Here is a 15934-nt window from a genome sequence, read left to right on the forward strand (position 1 = left end):
AGCGGCAGGTGCGGCCAACCGGGAGGGCGACGGCGGCGACCAGGTGAACGAGCGGGTGTGTAAGCATCTGGGGTTCGGCGCGGGCGAGCATCGTTGCCGCGCTAACCATCTCGTCCGGGCTGTGCTGCGGGTGCTGGTGGACCTGCCGTTGACGTGGCAGACGTAGAACCGCCCCTGGTGGTGCCTACGCGTCCACGCGCTCCAGGCGGACAGCGTGTTCCAGTAGATCGGCGGCGCGGGCAACGCTTACAGCAGGTTTGGTCATCTGGGCGGCGACCTCACGGGCTCGAGTGATGCATTGCGGATCAAGGATGCAACGCAGGTCTGCGACCAGCGAACCTAGGTTGCTGGCCGAGAAGGCCCGCCCTGAGCCGACATTCAGCCGCGTGACGGCGTCTGCCCAGATCTGCTGATCGTTGATCGGGTGCCAGAGGACCAACGAGAATGCGGGGCATCGGCGCTGAATCTGCTGGGGCACAATATGGTTCACAAGGAAAAACTCTCGTTCTGTTGCGTGAACATAGGCGCCAATATCTCGGCCTCCTGGTCGGAGTGCTGGACGTAAGCGCCTGCTGAACAGCATCGCCGCACCCCTATGACCTGCTCCGCAGTCCGCTGTGATGCTGTGCGCGATTGAGGCGGAGTCAAAAACCATCGGGTACCGTTCCAGGCATTCGGGACTGTTGGAGGGAGTCATGGCGTCCGCTGAGCCGATCATTGTGGTGCTGGGCCCGTGGTGCGGAGGCACATCGGCCGTTGCCGGCGTACTGCGCCACCTCGGCGTATTGATGGGCACTGAATTTGACTGGAACTACCGCGAACTGCACGACACCTGGGAAGACTCGCGTCTAAGTCAATTGTGCCGCAAGGCCTTCACCGAACCTGGCGCTCAGCTGCAGATGGATGCTCGCTCTCTTGAGGCGAAACTTCGCAGTTGGGCCGACAGTCATCGCCGTGCCGCCCGCGCGGCGGGGCAACGGCCTGGCGTCAAGCACCCGCTTCTGTGCGTTGCGATGGATTTCGTTCGGGAGGCCTGGGGTCCGGTTGTGCCGTTAGTGGTGGACCGGCCCGTAGCGAACGTGATCGCGTCGTTGAACAGACTCGGATGGTGGCAAGACGAACAGGAGCGGGCTGAGTCGACCGCGCGGCTCATCGCTGCGCGCGACCAAGTGCTGGCCGGCGCGACGACGATCCGGGTCGACTTTGAGGAGCTGCGCGCGACACCATCCGTTGTGATCCGCCGTCTCGCCGAGGACCTGGGCCTCGACGTAACGGAGGCCCAGGTGCAAGCGGCCGCGGATAGTGTTGTGAAACCCGCCGATATGCCCCGCGACGTGGATCCTCACCAGCGTTTCATCGATCTACTACGCCCCCAGGTGACACGCAACCCCGGAGATACGCGACCGGTGTTTTCGTTGGCCGAGGTCTACTTCCATGCGGGCGATTTCGCCAACGCGCGCAAGTGGTTTGCGCGGCGGCTCGAGATGGATAGCGGGGAGTCGACTGAGGAGGTCTACTGGGCGATGCTGCGGCTCGGGCACTCGATGGAGAAGCTCGGTGAACCATGGGTCGATGTTCAGGACGCTTACCTGCGGGCTTGGGAGTTTCGGCCGACCCGCGCGGAGCCCCTGTATGCCCTCGCCCGACGGTATGCCAACGAGAACCGCCACCGGCTGGGCTACCTCTTTGCCGTGCGCGCCGCTGAAATCCCGCTGCCCGAAGACGACATGACGATTCCGCACCCAGACCTCTACGCGTGGCGGTCAGCCGAGGTGCAGGCCATCTGCGCGTTCTCCATCGGTAAGCAGACTGAGGCGTTCGTGCTGAGGCGGTGCCTGCTGGCCCGCCCCGACATCCCCGGTGGTGATCGGCAAAGAATTGCGCGCAACCGCGACTTGTCGGTGCCGGCCATGCTGGAGGTGGCATCGTCGTACCCGGATGTGCTGGCGCGCAACCTCATCGCTGGACCATACGACAGCGAGGTCACCGTCAGCCTGATCGCCGGCGCGGATCGAGCTGCCAGCGAACAAACACTCAACTCGTTTCTGCGCTGCTGCACCGACGTGTCACGGGTCGGACGCTTCCTGATGATCGACGCCGGCCTATCAGCCCAAGATCGCGCGAAACTGCATGAGCGCTACCCGTTCCTCGAATTCACCGACGGCAGCCCCGGGCACACACCCGGCGCTGCGCTCAAGGCGCTGCGCGACCAGATCCACGGACGGTATTGGCTGCATCTGGGCGAAGGCTGGCGGTTTTTTGCCCCGGAAAATTTGATCACCCGCCTCATCGCGGTGCTTGACGCCGAAACGCAGGTGTTCCAGGTAGGAATCAACCTCGCCGACGCGGTCGGGCTCATCGGCATCAGCGCACCCGAACAGACGGTGCGCCGAACGACCGTTGCGGGCCGCTACGTCCTGGGTGAAACGGTGGCCCAAGGCCCGTCGATGTTCGACACCGCACGATTGGATCGGACCGGCGGCATGGACTCCGCCGGACTACAGACCGCCAGCCTCGACGAAGTACTCTGCATCACCACCGTCTGACGCGGTGGTGCCTACCCGCCCACGCGCCCCAGGCGGACAGCGTGTTCCAGCAGATCGGCGGCGCGGGCAACGCTCACAGCAGGTTTGGTCATCTGGGCGGCGACCTCACGGGCTCGAGTGATGCATTGCGGATCAAGGATGTAACGCAGGTCTGCGACCAGCGAACCTAGGTTGCTGGCCGAGAAGGCCCGCCCTGAGCCGACATTCAGCCGCGTGACGGCGTCTGCCCAGATCTGCTGATCGTTGATCGGGTGCCAGAGGACCAACGTGGGTATCCCGGCCCGCATGCCTGCCGCCGTGGTACCGGCGCCCCCTTGATGAACCACCGCGCGGCAAGCCGGAAAAATGGCCGAGTGGTTGACCGCGCGCACAACCTTCACCTGGTCAGAATGCGGGGCACCGGCGAAGTCACTTGCCCCGGAGCAAATCAATGCCCGCTCGCCTAACCGCGCGCAGGCCACGCTGATCAGACCGAACGTCTGAGCGGCGTACGGGAGCCACACGCCGCTGCCAAAGCCGAAGTAGATCGGGGGCGTTCCGGCGGCGATCCAGGACAAGACCTCGTCGTCGGCTTCGGTCGGCAATTCCAGCGTCAGCGCGCCCACGAAGGGCCGCCAATCATCTCCGTCCGCCCACTCGGCTGCCAGCTCGGGAAAACAGAGCGCGTCGTAGGCCTGAATCTCCAGGGATCGCGTCGAGGGTCCCGTCGCGTCAGGCAGGCCCAGTGCACGGCGATGAGCATCTTCAGCCTCCTCCGTTGTGTCGCCGGCCCAGCCACTCAGGCGTGCATGCGCTCCCGGAAAGAAGTGCAGCGCCGCCTGCGGAATGCCGTAATACTCCGCGACGTTGGCGGCCAGCCCCTGCTCGATTCTGCCCGTAAGTAACAGGTCGGCCCCGTTTGCCAGCGCCGTCAGCGTCGTACCCCACTCCTCCATGGCCCGGGACAGGTACTCCTTCTCGTCTACCACCCCGCTGCCCGGAGCCTGGGCCATCCGCTTGCGGCTGGACGCCAGCGACTCCGGGCCGAACGGGACCGCATCAAGTTCCGCCAACTCAAGGAACCCAACCATGTTGGGCGGGACCGCCATGCACACGTCGTGACCTCGGCGCAGCAGCTCGCGACCGACGGCGGCGAAAGGCTCGACATCGCCCCGAGTTCCGTAGCCGGCGAGTACCACTTTCATCGGCGGAGCCTAACTGACGGTGTGCCTAAACGTCCGAGCAGCTGCTCGATCCTGACGCGCTCCGGAGTCGCTGTGACGCAGTGCGCGACTGAGGCGGGGCCAAAGACCATCAGGTACCGTTCCCGGCATTCGGGAACCGTTGGAGGTGTTGTGGCGTCCGCTGAGCCGATCATTGTGGTGCTAGGCCCGTGGTGCGGCGGCACATCAGCCGTTGCCGGCGTGCTGCACCACCTCGGCGTATTCATGGGCGCAGACTTCGTGTGGGCCTATCGTGGACCACACGAGACCTGGGAGGAATCGCGGCTGAGCAAGCTATGCGTACGGGCCTTCACCGAACCTGGCGCTCAGCTGCAGATGGATGCTGGTTCGCTGGTGGCGAATCTTCGCAGTTGGGCCGACAGTCACCGTGGTGCCGCCCGCGCTGCGGGGCGTCGGGCTGGCGTCAAGCACCCGCTTTTGTGCGTTGCGGTGGATTTCATTCGGGAGGCCTGGGGCCCGGTTGTGCCGGTTGTGGTGGACCGGCCCGTAGCGAACGTGATCGCGTCGCTGAACCGACTTGGCTGGTGGCAGGACGAGCGGCAGCGGGCGGAGTCGACGGAGCGTTTGATCGCCGCGCGCGACCAAGCGCTAGCGGGTACTACAACGGTCAGGGTTGACTTCGAGGAGCTTCGCGCCGCGCCGGCCGATGTGATCGGCCGCCTCGCCGACGAGTTGGGCCTCAAGGTGACAGAGGCCCAGCTGCAGGCGGCTGCAGAAAGTGTTTTCAAACCTGCCGATGTCCCCCGCGACGTGGACCCCAACAAACGTTTCATCGACCTACTAAGCCCCGAGGTGACAGCCAACTCCGAAGATGTGAACTCGGTGTCCATGCTGGCCCAGGTCTATTTCAATGCGGGCGATTTCGCCAACGCGCGCAAGTGGTTTGCGCGGATGATCGAGATCGGGGGCCCAGACGAGGGGACATTCTGGGCGATGCTGCGGGTCGCGCAATCGATGGAGATGCTCGGTGAACCATGGCCCGATGTTCAGGACGCCTACCTGCGGGCTTGGGAGTTCCGACCGACCCGCGCGGAGCCACTCTACGACATCGTCCGCCATTACATTGCCGAGAAGCGCTGCCAGCTCGGCTACCTTTTTGCCGTGCGCGCCGCCGAAATCCCGCTGCCCGAAGACGATATGACGATTCCGCACCCAGACCTCTACACGTGGCGCACAACCTTTCAGCAGCTGGTGTGCGCGTACCACATAGACAATCAAGCCGAAGCGTTTGCGCTGTCCCGCCGCCTGCTGGCCCGCCCCGACATCCCCGACGATGATCGGCAAGGCATCGCGAGCATTCGAGATTTGACGGTGCCGACGATGCTGGAGTTGGCATCGTCATACCCAGATGTGCTGGCGCGCAACCTCATCGCTGGTTCGCACGACAGCGAGGTTACCGTCAGCCTGGTCGCCACAGCGGATCGAGTTACTACCGAGGAGACGCTGAACTCGTTTCTGCACTGCTGCACTGACGTCTCACGGGTCGGACGGTTTTTGGTGGTCGATGCCGGTCTGTCGGCCGAAGACCGCGCGATACTGCACCAGCGCTACGCGTTCCTCGAGTTTGTCGACTGGGCCCCCGGCATCCACCTCCGCGACCACGTCCACGGACGCTACTGGCTGCATCTGGGACAGGGCTGGCGGTTCTTCGCCCCCGAGAACCTCATCACCCGCCTCATCGCGGTGCTCGACGCCGAAACCCAAGTGTTCCGAGTCGGAATCAACCTCGACGACGTAGTCGCGCTCACCGGCATCAGCGCGCCCGAACAGAGGGTGCGCCGAACGCCGGACGCCGGCCGCTACGTTCTGAGCGACGTGGTGGTCAGAGGCCCGGCTATGTCCGACACCGCACGACTGGATCGAGCCGGCCGCATCGACACCACCGACCCCGATCCCGTCGCCGAATTCCAACAGCGCGCGGCCGCCGCCGGGCTACAGACCGCCAGCCTCGACGAAGTACTCTGCATCACCGCCGTCTGACAGGCGAAGTCAGGGTGTTGTGCCCGATTTCAATCATCTTCGGAAGGCGGGAAGCGTGTCAGGCAGTACGTCGTCAAGTCAAGTATCAACGCGTCTCGCTGAGCCTGACGCGGCACCCCGCCGGCACTGGCACCTTGAATTGTCATGAACAGCCGTACGATTGCGAGAGGATTGAGCTGGTTCGCGGCGTCCTGAAAGCTCGCCAGAATTTTCGGGACATCTTCGGCGTCCAGGGCGACTAACGCCATAATCTTCTGGACCCGGTCGGTTATCTCGGCTTCATTAGTCAACTCACATATGGCGTTGCCGTGTGACTCGATCCCCGTGTACATGTCGAGCAAGCCTCGCCCGTAGACCATTTTGAGGTCATTGATGTAGCGCCTGAAGTCGTCCGCGTCCTGCGGGTTCGGTTGCTCGATTTCTGCTAAGTGCTTCGGGATCAGTTCCTCTGGACGTTCACCGAGCGCCGTCAGGAACCCATTGATGTGGGCCTCCAGGTCAGCGTCGGCCATGTCATTTGTCATGGCCTACCAGCGCAGCTTCAGGCGACGCAGGTGGGTCACGCTGGTCGGCTTATGCACGACCGCCGGCGTGAAGCCTGGTTTGAGTTCGAAATTTGGGATGCGGTTCAACCATTCGGTCAAAAACGTGTCCATTTCAAGGCGAGCCAGGTGCATGCCCAAGCATCTGTGCATGCCGGCGCCGAATGCCCAGTGGCGTTGGCGCCGGACCTCTCCGTGGCTGCCCCTCGATATCTCCTCGCCGCCGTTTGTTCTGCCCGCCGCTTCCAGGGCCAACCACACCGAACTGAACGCCGGGATTGCGACACCACCGATCTCGACGTTTCTCGTGGTGACGCGCGGAATGCCCGGCCCTGGCGGCTCCAACCGGAAGATTTCCTCGGCGAACGCGGGGATCTGTGCTGGGTCCTCGCGCAGCTGGGCCCGCAGTTGCGGGTCGCGTGCGAGATATAGCAGGGCGAAAGTGATTGCCGAGGACACCATTTCAATGCCTGCAACAGAGAACAACAAAAGGATGACCGACACTACTTCGACGTTGGTGAGCGGAAAATCTTTATCACCGGCGAGTTGTTCCAGTAGCGGCCACAGAATACCGGGCGGCCGCTCGGGATCGCGCAGCCCGGCGTCGAAGCTGGTGTTTAGCCACTTGACGAGTTCAAGTTGGGCTTGCCCGCTGGTGTCGCCGATGACCGCGGCCCTGGTCATCTCGTGCGCCCGAGCGTCGTCTGGCGGCAGCCCGCACACCATGAATAGCGCTTGGCAGGCGTAGTTGTCGGCGACGCTGACAGCATCGCACTGCCTTCGAGCAGCGACGGTGTCGACCAGTTTCGCGGCGCGGGCCCGCAACTCCGGAGCGAAGGGAGCCAACGCTCTGGGGCTGAAGAGCGGATGCAAGACCTTGCCGAAACGGGCATGCTCCGCTCGCGTGCCGCAGGACAGCGGCACCTGCGGAAGCGGTGCGCCGAACAACTGGATCGCGAAGGTCTTCGGCGGCGACGCAAATGTCTCCGGATCGAGCAACGCCGCACGCACGTCGTCCCGGCGGGTCAGATAGTAGCCCCGCAGCGTGGGATCGCCGGTGTCTATTTTCACTACTGGGCCCAGCTCGCGAAGGTGGCGCCAGTAGGCGGCGCGGTCTGCAGCGAAGAACGGACTCTCCTTGTGGTGCAGCGGAGGCGAAGTCAGGTCGTTCTGGTTCATCGCCTGGGTTAGCTCCGGTGTTGTCGCAGTGGTGTCGAGGGCGACCAGGATCGCCAGGAGCGTGGCTCGGCGTTGTCGCAGCCCTCGGGGAGTCGTCGGATCACGTCAGGTTACCCAACTCGTCTCGCGACGGCGCACCAACGTTGCGGCCAGGCGACGCGCCCCGCTGTGTCGCGCGGCCTGTCCATTTCCGCGGAAATCACCACCAGCGCACCGAGCGGCGCTTTTGGCGAATGTGATTTGGGACTCTTTTCGGTCGCCAAAGATTAAGGAAATCACATTCAAAAATAATCGGCTCGTGATCCGTTCTCGGTTAGCGAAAGTCACGAAACACCTGGCTACACCGCCGGTTCCGTTTGCTGCTTTGGGCAGGGACCGGAGCGTAATAAATCTTACTTAAGGGCACCCTGAGGTGCCGACGTGACATGCGCAACAATTGGTCGAACTGTGCCTTTTCGGCCCAAATTCGGCCGGTAGACTCGCTCGAAACCGGCGCCCCGACGCGCCTGTTCCGAGGATTCCGGGTTTGCGTTGCGGAAGCGTTCGGCCGCCGGAAGCGTTTCAACGCTCGGGTGTCGAACGCCCGGTCACCACGGACCAACAAGAAGAGGCTGGTGTCACTGTGAACGATGCGAGCGGTGCGAACGAAGTCGGTACTGCCCCCGGCTTCACGGTCACGGCCGAGATCGCCGTGCAGCGCGGCGCCATCAGCGGCATCGCCGCCAGTCCCGACGGCATGCTGCTGACGGTCACCCACTACGGTGACGACAGTTTTTCGCTGATCGACACCGCGAGTGGCGCCGTCGTGCAAACAGTCGTCGACATCGACGAACCATTCGCTGTGGCCGTGTCGGACACCCCGCAACACCGTGCCTACATCAGCACCGTGTCGACGGCGTATGACTCGGTTTTGGCATTCGACATGGATGCCAAACTGATCGTCGAGGCGCACCCGGTGGCGCACAGCGTGACCGATCTGGCGGTCAGCCCGGACGGAAGGCACGTCTACGCCAGCCGGACCGCGGTGAACGGCGCCGACGTCGCGATCCTCGACACCACGACGGGCGAGGAAGACGCCATCGGCATCGCGGCCAGCGCCGGCACCACCGCCGAGTGTGTCCGCGTCAGCCCGGACGGGCGCCGGCTGTACGTCGCGGCCAACGGGCCATCCGACGCAGAGCTCGTCGTGATCGACACGCAATCCAAGCGCGTCCTGAAAACCGTCGAAATTGGTTCGCCGATCCGGGATATCGCGCTGAGCCCGGACGGCGCCACCGCGTATGTCGGCAGCTGCAGTCCCGACTTCGGCGCGGTGCTCGACGTCGTGGAGAGCGGGGAGACTCGGACCGGCGCCATCGCCAACACTTACAAGATCGGCGAGATCGCCGGCTACCTGACCCAACTGGCATTGAGTCGCGACGGTGGGCGGGCATATCTCGTCGGCGACAGCGGCGTGACGGTGTGGTCCACCGCAACGCATGACGTCATCGGCAGCATCGTGACCGGCGCGCAGCCGTCCTGCGCGACCGAGAGCCCGGATGGGAACCGGCTGTACATCGCCGACTACGCCGGCGCGATCACCGTTCTGACGGTCGCATCGACCACCGTGTCGGAGGACGCGCTGACCCCGGACGAGGTGCCCACCGCCCCGCACCAATGGGCATTCGCCAACCTGCTTGGACTCGAGCCGACGCTGGCCTGACAGGCGCCCGCGCCACATCGCCGCCAAGGCGGTTGCTTCGGCGTGCGATGATCGCCACGCGGGCGGCCGTTTCACGGGCCGGCCCGGAACAGCAGGCGGCGGAACATAGGGCGGTTCATCGATGCAAAGCACCATGCAGAGCTTTCCCCTGACGATCACCGCCATCCTGCGACACGCCTCGGGCGTCCACGGGGCTCGCAAGGTCACCACGGCGACCGGGGCCGGCTACCGCGACTGCAGCTACGCGGAACTCGGTCGCCAGGCAGCTCAGCTGGCGAATGCATTGCGGCGCGTCGGTGTTACCGGCGACCAGCGGGTCGCCACCTTCAGTTGGAACAACGCCGAGCATCTGACGGCGTATATGGCCGTGCCGGCGATGGGTGCGGTGTTGCACACGCTCAACATCCGGCTGTTTCCTGAGCAGATCGCCTACGTCGCCAACGAGGCCGAAGACCAGGTCGTGTTGGTCGATTTGTCGTTGGCCAAATTGCTCGCACCTATCCTGGCCGACCTCGATACCGTGCACACCGTGATCGCGATCGGAGAGGGCGACACGGCGGCACTGGACGAGTCGGGCAAGACGGTGCTGCGCTACGCCGATGTGATCGCCGACGAATCGACCGAGTTCGACTGGCCGGACGTCGACGAGAACTCCGCGGCCGCAATGTGCTACACCAGCGGCACCACCGGCAACCCCAAAGGCGTCGTCTACAGCCATCGTTCGAGCTATCTGCACACGATGGCGAACTGTACCGGCAACGGCCTCTCGATCAGCTCCGGCGATTGCCTGCTGCCGATCGTGCCGATGTTCCATGCCAACGCCTGGGGCCTACCGTATGCGGCGTTGATGGCGGGCGCCGACCTGGTGCTGCCCGATTGCCATCTGGACGCCAAGTCGCTGATCGACATGATCGAGAAGCTGCGCCCGACCGTTGCCGGTGCGGTGCCCACCATCTGGAACGACGTCATGCACTATCTGGACAAGCATCCCGGCCACGACGTGTCGTCGCTGCGGCTGGTGGCCTGCGGCGGCTCGGCGGTGCCGGTGTCGCTGATGCGCACCTTCGAGGACAAGCACGGCGTCCAGATCCGCCAGCTGTGGGGCATGACCGAAACGTCGCCGATGGCCACCATGGCCTGGCCGCCACCGGGCACCCCCGACGAGGAGCACTGGACCATCCGTGCGAGCCAGGGCCAGCCGATATGCGGTGTGGAAGCCCGGATCGTTAACGACAACGGGCAGGTGCTGCCCAACGACAACAAGGCCGTCGGTGAGGTGGAAGTTCGCGGCCCATGGATCACCGGTTCCTACTACCGGGGACACGACGCGTCGAAATTCGACTCCGGTTGGCTGCGCACCGGCGACGTGGGCCGCATCGACGAACGAGGCTTCATCACGCTGACCGACCGCGCCAAAGACGTGATCAAGTCTGGCGGGGAATGGATTTCGTCAGTCGAACTGGAGAACTGCCTGATTGGGCATCCAGACGTGGTCGAGGCCGCGGTCGTCGGGGTCCCCGACGAACGCTGGCAGGAACGGCCGCTGGCCGTCGTCGTCGCCAACGAAGGCTCCGCCGTCAGCGCTGGTGATTTGCGAAACTTCCTGGCCGACAAGGTCGTTCGATGGTGGTTGCCAGAGCGCTGGACGTTCGTCGACGAGATTCCCCGCACCAGCGTCGGCAAGTACGACAAGAAGACCATCCGGTCCCGGTACGCCGACGACGTCTATCAGGTCAGCGAAGCGCGAGACTGACGAGGAGAACCGACTATGAGCCTGCGGGTCGTTCAATGGGCAACCGGGTCGGTCGGTGTGGCCGCGATCAAAGGCGTGCTCGAGCACCCCGAACTCGAACTCGTCGGTTGCTGGGTGCATTCGGAGGCCAAGAGCGGCAAGGACGTCGGCGACATCATCGGCACACCGGCGCTGGGCGTGACCGCAACCAACGGTCTCGACGACATCCTCGCGCTCGACGCAGACGCGGTGATCTACGCGCCGTTGTTGCCCAATGCCGACGAAGTCGCGGCACTGCTGCGCTCCGGCAAGAACATCGTCACCCCGCTCGGCTGGTTCTACCCGAGCGAGCACGAGGCCGCTCCGCTGGAGGTCGCCGCGCAGGCCGGCAACGCGACCCTGCACGGCGCCGGTATCGGTCCGGGTGCGGCGACTGAGCTGTTTCCGTTGCTACTCTCTGTGATGTCGACCGGTGTGACTTTCGTTCGCTCCGAGGAGTTTTCCGATCTGCGAACCTATGGCGCGCCGGATGTGCTGCGCCACGTGATGGGTTTCGGCGGTACACCGGATCGCGCGTTGACCGGACCGATGCAGAAGATCCTCGACGGCGGATTCATCCAATCGGTGCGGCTGTGCGTCGATCGGTTGGGCTTCGCCGCCGAACCCGAGGTCCGAACATCACAGGAGATCGCCGTGGCGAGCGCGCCGATCGACTCGCCGATCGGGGTGATCGAGCCGGGGCAGGTCGCTGGGCGCCGTTTTCACTGGGAGGCGTTGGTCGGCGATACCGTGGTCGTCCGGATCACGGTGAACTGGTTGATGGGCGAGGAAAACCTCGACCCGCCTTGGTCGTTCGGTCCGGCCGGCGAACGCTACGAAATCGAGGTCCGTGGCAACCCGGACGCCTTCATCACGGTCAAGGGCTGGCAGCCGGAAAGCGTCGAGGCCGGGCTGAAGAGCAACCCCGGCATCGTCGCGACCGCGGCGCACTGTGTGAACGCCATCCCGGCGACGTGCGCGGCCCCGGCCGGCATCCAAAGCTTCTTCGACCTGCCCCTGATTACCGCTCGGGCCGCACCCGGGCTGTCGCGGTAGCCTGCGGCTATGACAAGATCGCTGGCCGTCGAGCAGTCCCGCCTCATACCTGTCGGCATCGACGAGGCGTTCGCCGGCACACTGCCGCTGCCGCTTGAGAAGGTTTTCAACCGCTGGTACGGGCCGATCGGACCGGTCCGAGAAGTCCGCGACCAGACCGGCGAATGGGACGCGGCCGGGCAGACCCGAGTGCTGGTGCTGGCCCCTGCGGGAAGCATGCACGAGGAGCTGACCAGCCTGGACCCGCCGCATTCGTTCGGCTACGCCCTGACCGGGATCACCGGCCCGTTGGGATTGCTGGTGGGCCGCGCCGACGGCCAGTGGGTCTTTACCGCGAGCGGCGCCGCGACGACGGTCACCTGGCGCTGGAACATTCACGCCCGCTCGGCACTCACCGCGCCGCTGTTACCGGCGTTGGGCTCCGTGTGGAAGGGCTACGCTCGCCAGTCGCTGGAAACCCTGTCGGCTCTGCTGACGGGCTGACCAACGCCATGTGCCGACTTTTCGGGTTGCACGCCGGAACCAACGTTGTCACCGCGACGTTTTGGCTACTGGACGCTCCGGACAACCTCGCCGCCCAGAGCAGAAAAAACCCGGACGGCACGGGCCTGGGCGTCTTCGACGGCCAGGGCCGCCCGCAGGTGCGCAAACAGCCGATCGCGGCCTGGCAGGACGCCGACTTCGCGACCGAAGCGCACGATCTGACCGGCACCACCTTCGTCGCGCATATCCGCTACGCAACCACGGGAGCGCACGAGGTGGTCAACACCCATCCGTTCCTGCAAGACGGCCGGATCCTGGCGCACAACGGCGTGGTGGAAGGTCTGGATGTGCTCGACCAGCGGTTGCGTGAGCTGGGTACGGCTGATCTGGTGTTGGGGCAAACCGACTCCGAGCGGGTGTTCGCGTTGATCACCGCTTCGATCCGTGCGCACGGCGGCGATGTGCGGGCCGGTTTGGTCGACGCATTGGGCTGGCTGGCCGCAAACGTCCCGATTTATGCGGTCAATGTGTTGCTGAGCACCGCCACCGACCTGTGGGCACTGCGCTACCCGGAGCCCAACGAGCTCTACCTCTTGGACCGTCGAGAAGCGCCGTCGAATCACCGATTCCATCTGCGCACCAACCGCATTCGCGCGGACAGCGACCATCTGCGCTCTCGGCCGTCGGTGGTGTTCGCCAGCGAGCGGATGGACGACGATCCGCGATGGCGGCTGCTGGCACCGGGAGAGCTGGTCCATGTCGACTCCGCGCTGCAGATCACCAGTGACGTGGTGTTGCCGGATCCGCCTCGACACCAGCTGCGCGCTGAGGATCTGAACGCGACGGCGCAGGCTGCACAGCACACATCGGTGTAGCGGGCCCGGACGTGGCGATCAAACGGGCGCTAGTGCTCGGCGGCGGCGGTGTGGCTGGAATCGCTTGGGAGACAGGTATTCTGCAGGGTATCGCGGACGAGTCGCGCACCGCGGCACGGGCGCTGCTGGATTCCGATGTGCTGGTGGGCACTTCGGCCGGTTCGGCGGTGGTCGCACAGATCGGCAGCGACTCGAGCATCCAGGACCTGTTCGCGCGGCAAGTCCAGGAAGCCTCGTCGGAAATCGATCCCGGCGTCGGGGTCGACGCCATCACCGACCTCTTCCTGGCCGCGCTGTCGCAACCGGACACCACGGTGGCGCACAAGCGGCAACGGATCGGGGCGGTCGCGCTCGCAACCGAAACGGTGGCCGAACCGGTCCGGCGCAACGTGATAGCTCAGCGACTGCCGACGCACACCTGGCCCGACCGGGTGTTGCGCGTCACCGCCATCGACATCGCGACAGGCGAACTGGTTGTGTTCGACCGCAACTCGGGTGTCGACCTGGTCGACGCAGTGGCCGCCAGTTGCGCGGTGCCCGGAGCGTGGCCGCCGGTTACGATCGGGGACAGGCGGTATATGGACGGCGGTATCGGCAGCGCAATCAATTTGGACGTCGCCGACGACTGTGACATGGCCGTGGTGCTGGTACCCATGGGCGTGTCGGCACCATCGCCCTTCGGCTCCGGACCCGCCGCTGAGATCGCGGCGTTTCGTGGCACGACGTTGGATGTGTTCGCCGACCCTGAGTCGCTGGCAGCTTTCGGGCCGAACGCGCTGGACCCGCGCTGCCGCATCGCCTCGGCAGAGGCCGGGCGTGTGCAGGGCAGGCGCGAGGCGGCCGGCGTCGCCGCATTCCTGGGCGTAGGCCCTGGCTAGCCGATCACCGGAATGAGCAACCGGGCAGCGTGATCCGGGCCCCAGTGCAGCGTGCATCTGCAGTGTGGGCCGGGCTCGTAGGCCGACGGGAACTGGCCGGTGAGCGGGTTGCGCGGCCACAACCACCGACCCGCTACGACAAGCCGAAGTTGCTCGCCGGCCCGGAACAGCGTGGCCGACGGCCCGAGCGGGACGTCGACCTGTACGACCTGACCCGGCCGCAGCGGGCGGCGCGCGTCGAGCGTAGGCACCGGCTCGAAGGGCCGGGAGCGGGCTTCGTCCAGGCCTCGCATCGATGCCGTCAACCAGCCGGTGGTGATTCGATCGCGTCCAAAGCCGTAAGAACCTTCGAACGGCACATACCGGCCGCCACGCCACTTTTCGACACCGACGAAAAGGTCTGCGTCGTCGCTGCCGTGCACTTCGGCGAAAAGTCGCACCGCCATCGGTCCGGTGACCTCGGTGTCGGCCTCCAACGTCCAGCCGAAACGTGCTCCGCCCGAATGGGTATCGAAGGTGATGGATCCCGCTTGTTCGGCCGGTGCAGCGCGCAGGCCGGCATTGGCCAGGTATAGCGGCGTCCATCTGGTGGATTCCAGCGGCCAGCTGGTTTCTTCGCGGACCTCCACGATATGGTCGCGGTCTTCACGCACTTCCAGGCGGACCCTGGGTTGCGATGTGCCCTTTCCATCGCGGAGATGCTGGTCGAGGAATGCCAACTGGGTGTCGAGCGCCGCCTGGGAATAGAACGTGGTCCACTTGCCACCTCGGTGGGTGTAGAGATGGCGTTCCGGCGAACTGATCTGTTCAAAGGCGCGCACCGATCCGCGGCTGTGCAGGTTGTTGTCCGAGAAACTGCCGCAAATCAGTGCCGGCACTTCGACTTTCGGCAAGTCGGGGACCAGTGCCTGCCACCATTCGTCGCGCAGCGGTCGTTTCGCATTCTCCTCGCCCAGGCTGTATTTCAGACGTGCGGCCTTCAGGCCGCGGCTCCAGATTTTGAGGAAGCCGATCTCCTTGATACCGCCCGGCCGGGCCACGTCGCGGTAGGCGTCGGTGAATCCCTCCCATGGGACGATCGCCTTGAGGTGGGGCGGCCTCAGCGCAGCGGCCTTCCACTGCGAGATGGCAAGGTAGGACACCCCGATCATCCCGACCCTGCCGCTGCACCACGGCTGCTGACCGGCCCACTCGATGAGGTCGTAGACGTCTTCGCCTTCCTGATCGGACAACAGCGAGCAGACACCGTCGGAGTGGCCGGCGCCGCGCAGGTCGCAGTTGGCGACGGCGTATCCGTGCGCGGTCCACCACGCCGGATCCGGTGCCTCCCAACCGGTGAGGCTGGAAAACCGGAGGCTGGACGGTTGCCGTAAGAGGCGGTACTGCTGCGAAACCGAATAGCCTCGGCCGCGCTTCTTTTCGGGGAGGTTGTCCTTGCCGTAGGGATGAGCGCACACCAGCACCGGAAATGGACCCGCGCCGGGCGGCCGATAGACGTTGGTACGCAACACAGTTCCGTCACGCGTGGTGACCGGTATGTCGTTCTCGATCACGATACTGCCCGGCGCCGGAGCGTAAACATCGGCGGGAGAACGCAAGAAGCCGCGCAGACGTGCCATGGCGTAGCGCACCGATCCGGGGCGCTTCCAGGGCTGATCGGGTGCCGCCGCGTCGGGTGAAGCCTGTTGTGCCATGCCTT

At 65.1% G+C, this 15934-nt stretch carries 12 protein-coding genes and 1 pseudogene; 8 read left to right on the forward strand and 5 right to left on the reverse strand.

The genetic code is table 11. The features are described 5' to 3' along the window. Nucleotides 1-184 precede the first annotated feature (184 nt). Nucleotides 185-439: pseudogene (locus VNW74_RS14830) on the reverse strand (glycosyltransferase); the annotation flags it as partial. Between the two features lie 256 nt (nt 440-695). Here VNW74_RS14830 and VNW74_RS14835 point away from each other — a divergent pair. After that, nucleotides 696-2546, forward strand: a complete 1851-nt coding sequence (locus tag VNW74_RS14835; RefSeq protein WP_325678065.1) for a hypothetical protein — start codon at nt 696-698, stop codon at nt 2544-2546. Nucleotides 2547-2557: 11 nt separating this feature from the next. Here the strand turns inward: VNW74_RS14835 and VNW74_RS14840 are convergent, their stop codons facing one another. After that, on the reverse strand, nt 2558-3730 hold the full coding sequence (locus VNW74_RS14840; RefSeq protein ID WP_325678067.1) for a glycosyltransferase: 1173 nt from the start codon (nt 3728-3730) through the stop codon (nt 2558-2560). Nucleotides 3731-3880: 150 nt separating this feature from the next. Between VNW74_RS14840 and VNW74_RS14845 the strand changes: the two genes are divergently transcribed. Then, nucleotides 3881-5749, forward strand: coding sequence for a hypothetical protein (locus VNW74_RS14845; RefSeq protein ID WP_325678069.1), 1869 nt, complete (start codon nt 3881-3883; stop codon nt 5747-5749). A gap of 29 nt (nt 5750-5778) precedes the next feature. Here VNW74_RS14845 and VNW74_RS14850 read toward each other — a convergent pair whose 3' ends face one another. Both VNW74_RS14850 and VNW74_RS14855 read right to left on the reverse strand, forming a co-directional pair. Next, on the reverse strand, nt 5779-6261 hold the full coding sequence (locus VNW74_RS14850) for a hypothetical protein (RefSeq protein WP_325678071.1): 483 nt from the start codon (nt 6259-6261) through the stop codon (nt 5779-5781). A 15-nt stretch (nt 6262-6276) separates the two neighbouring features. Continuing rightward, nucleotides 6277-7470: a cytochrome P450 gene (locus tag VNW74_RS14855; RefSeq protein ID WP_325678073.1), complete on the reverse strand. Its 1194-nt coding sequence runs from the start codon at nt 7468-7470 to the stop codon at nt 6277-6279. A gap of 622 nt (nt 7471-8092) precedes the next feature. On the opposite strand from VNW74_RS14855, the gene VNW74_RS14860 reads away from it, so the two are divergent. From VNW74_RS14860 to VNW74_RS14885, 6 genes are all read left to right on the forward strand, one after another. Next, the gene (locus VNW74_RS14860) at nt 8093-9172 is read left to right on the forward strand and encodes a YncE family protein (protein WP_325678075.1); all 1080 of its coding nucleotides are present in this window, start codon (nt 8093-8095) and stop codon (nt 9170-9172) included. Between the two features lie 121 nt (nt 9173-9293). Then, the gene (locus tag VNW74_RS14865; protein WP_325678077.1) at nt 9294-10925 is read left to right on the forward strand and encodes a fatty acid--CoA ligase; all 1632 of its coding nucleotides are present in this window, start codon (nt 9294-9296) and stop codon (nt 10923-10925) included. 15 nt (nt 10926-10940) lie between these two features. Further along, complete coding sequence (locus tag VNW74_RS14870; RefSeq protein ID WP_325678079.1) at nt 10941-11999, forward strand: dihydrodipicolinate reductase; 1059 nt, start codon at nt 10941-10943, stop codon at nt 11997-11999. Nucleotides 12000-12008: 9 nt separating this feature from the next. Then, nucleotides 12009-12482 carry an SRPBCC family protein gene (locus VNW74_RS14875; protein WP_325678081.1) on the forward strand — a complete coding sequence of 158 codons (474 nt, stop codon included), beginning with the start codon at nt 12009-12011 and terminating at the stop codon, nt 12480-12482. 8 nt (nt 12483-12490) lie between these two features. Then, complete coding sequence (locus VNW74_RS14880) at nt 12491-13357, forward strand: class II glutamine amidotransferase (protein WP_325678083.1); 867 nt, start codon at nt 12491-12493, stop codon at nt 13355-13357. 11 nt (nt 13358-13368) lie between these two features. Then, nucleotides 13369-14235 carry a patatin-like phospholipase family protein gene (locus tag VNW74_RS14885; RefSeq protein ID WP_325678085.1) on the forward strand — a complete coding sequence of 289 codons (867 nt, stop codon included), beginning with the start codon at nt 13369-13371 and terminating at the stop codon, nt 14233-14235. Here the strand turns inward: VNW74_RS14885 and VNW74_RS14890 are convergent. Further along, nucleotides 14232-15929 (reverse strand): CocE/NonD family hydrolase, encoded by a 1698-nt coding sequence (locus tag VNW74_RS14890; RefSeq protein WP_325678087.1) that lies wholly within the window; start codon nt 15927-15929, stop codon nt 14232-14234. The two genes, VNW74_RS14885 and VNW74_RS14890, sit on opposite strands and share 4 nt — an antisense overlap. Nucleotides 15930-15934 lie beyond the last annotated feature (5 nt).

Source organism: Mycobacterium sp. (genome assembly GCF_035570115.1).
Lineage (GTDB): Bacteria > Actinomycetota > Actinomycetes > Mycobacteriales > Mycobacteriaceae > Mycobacterium.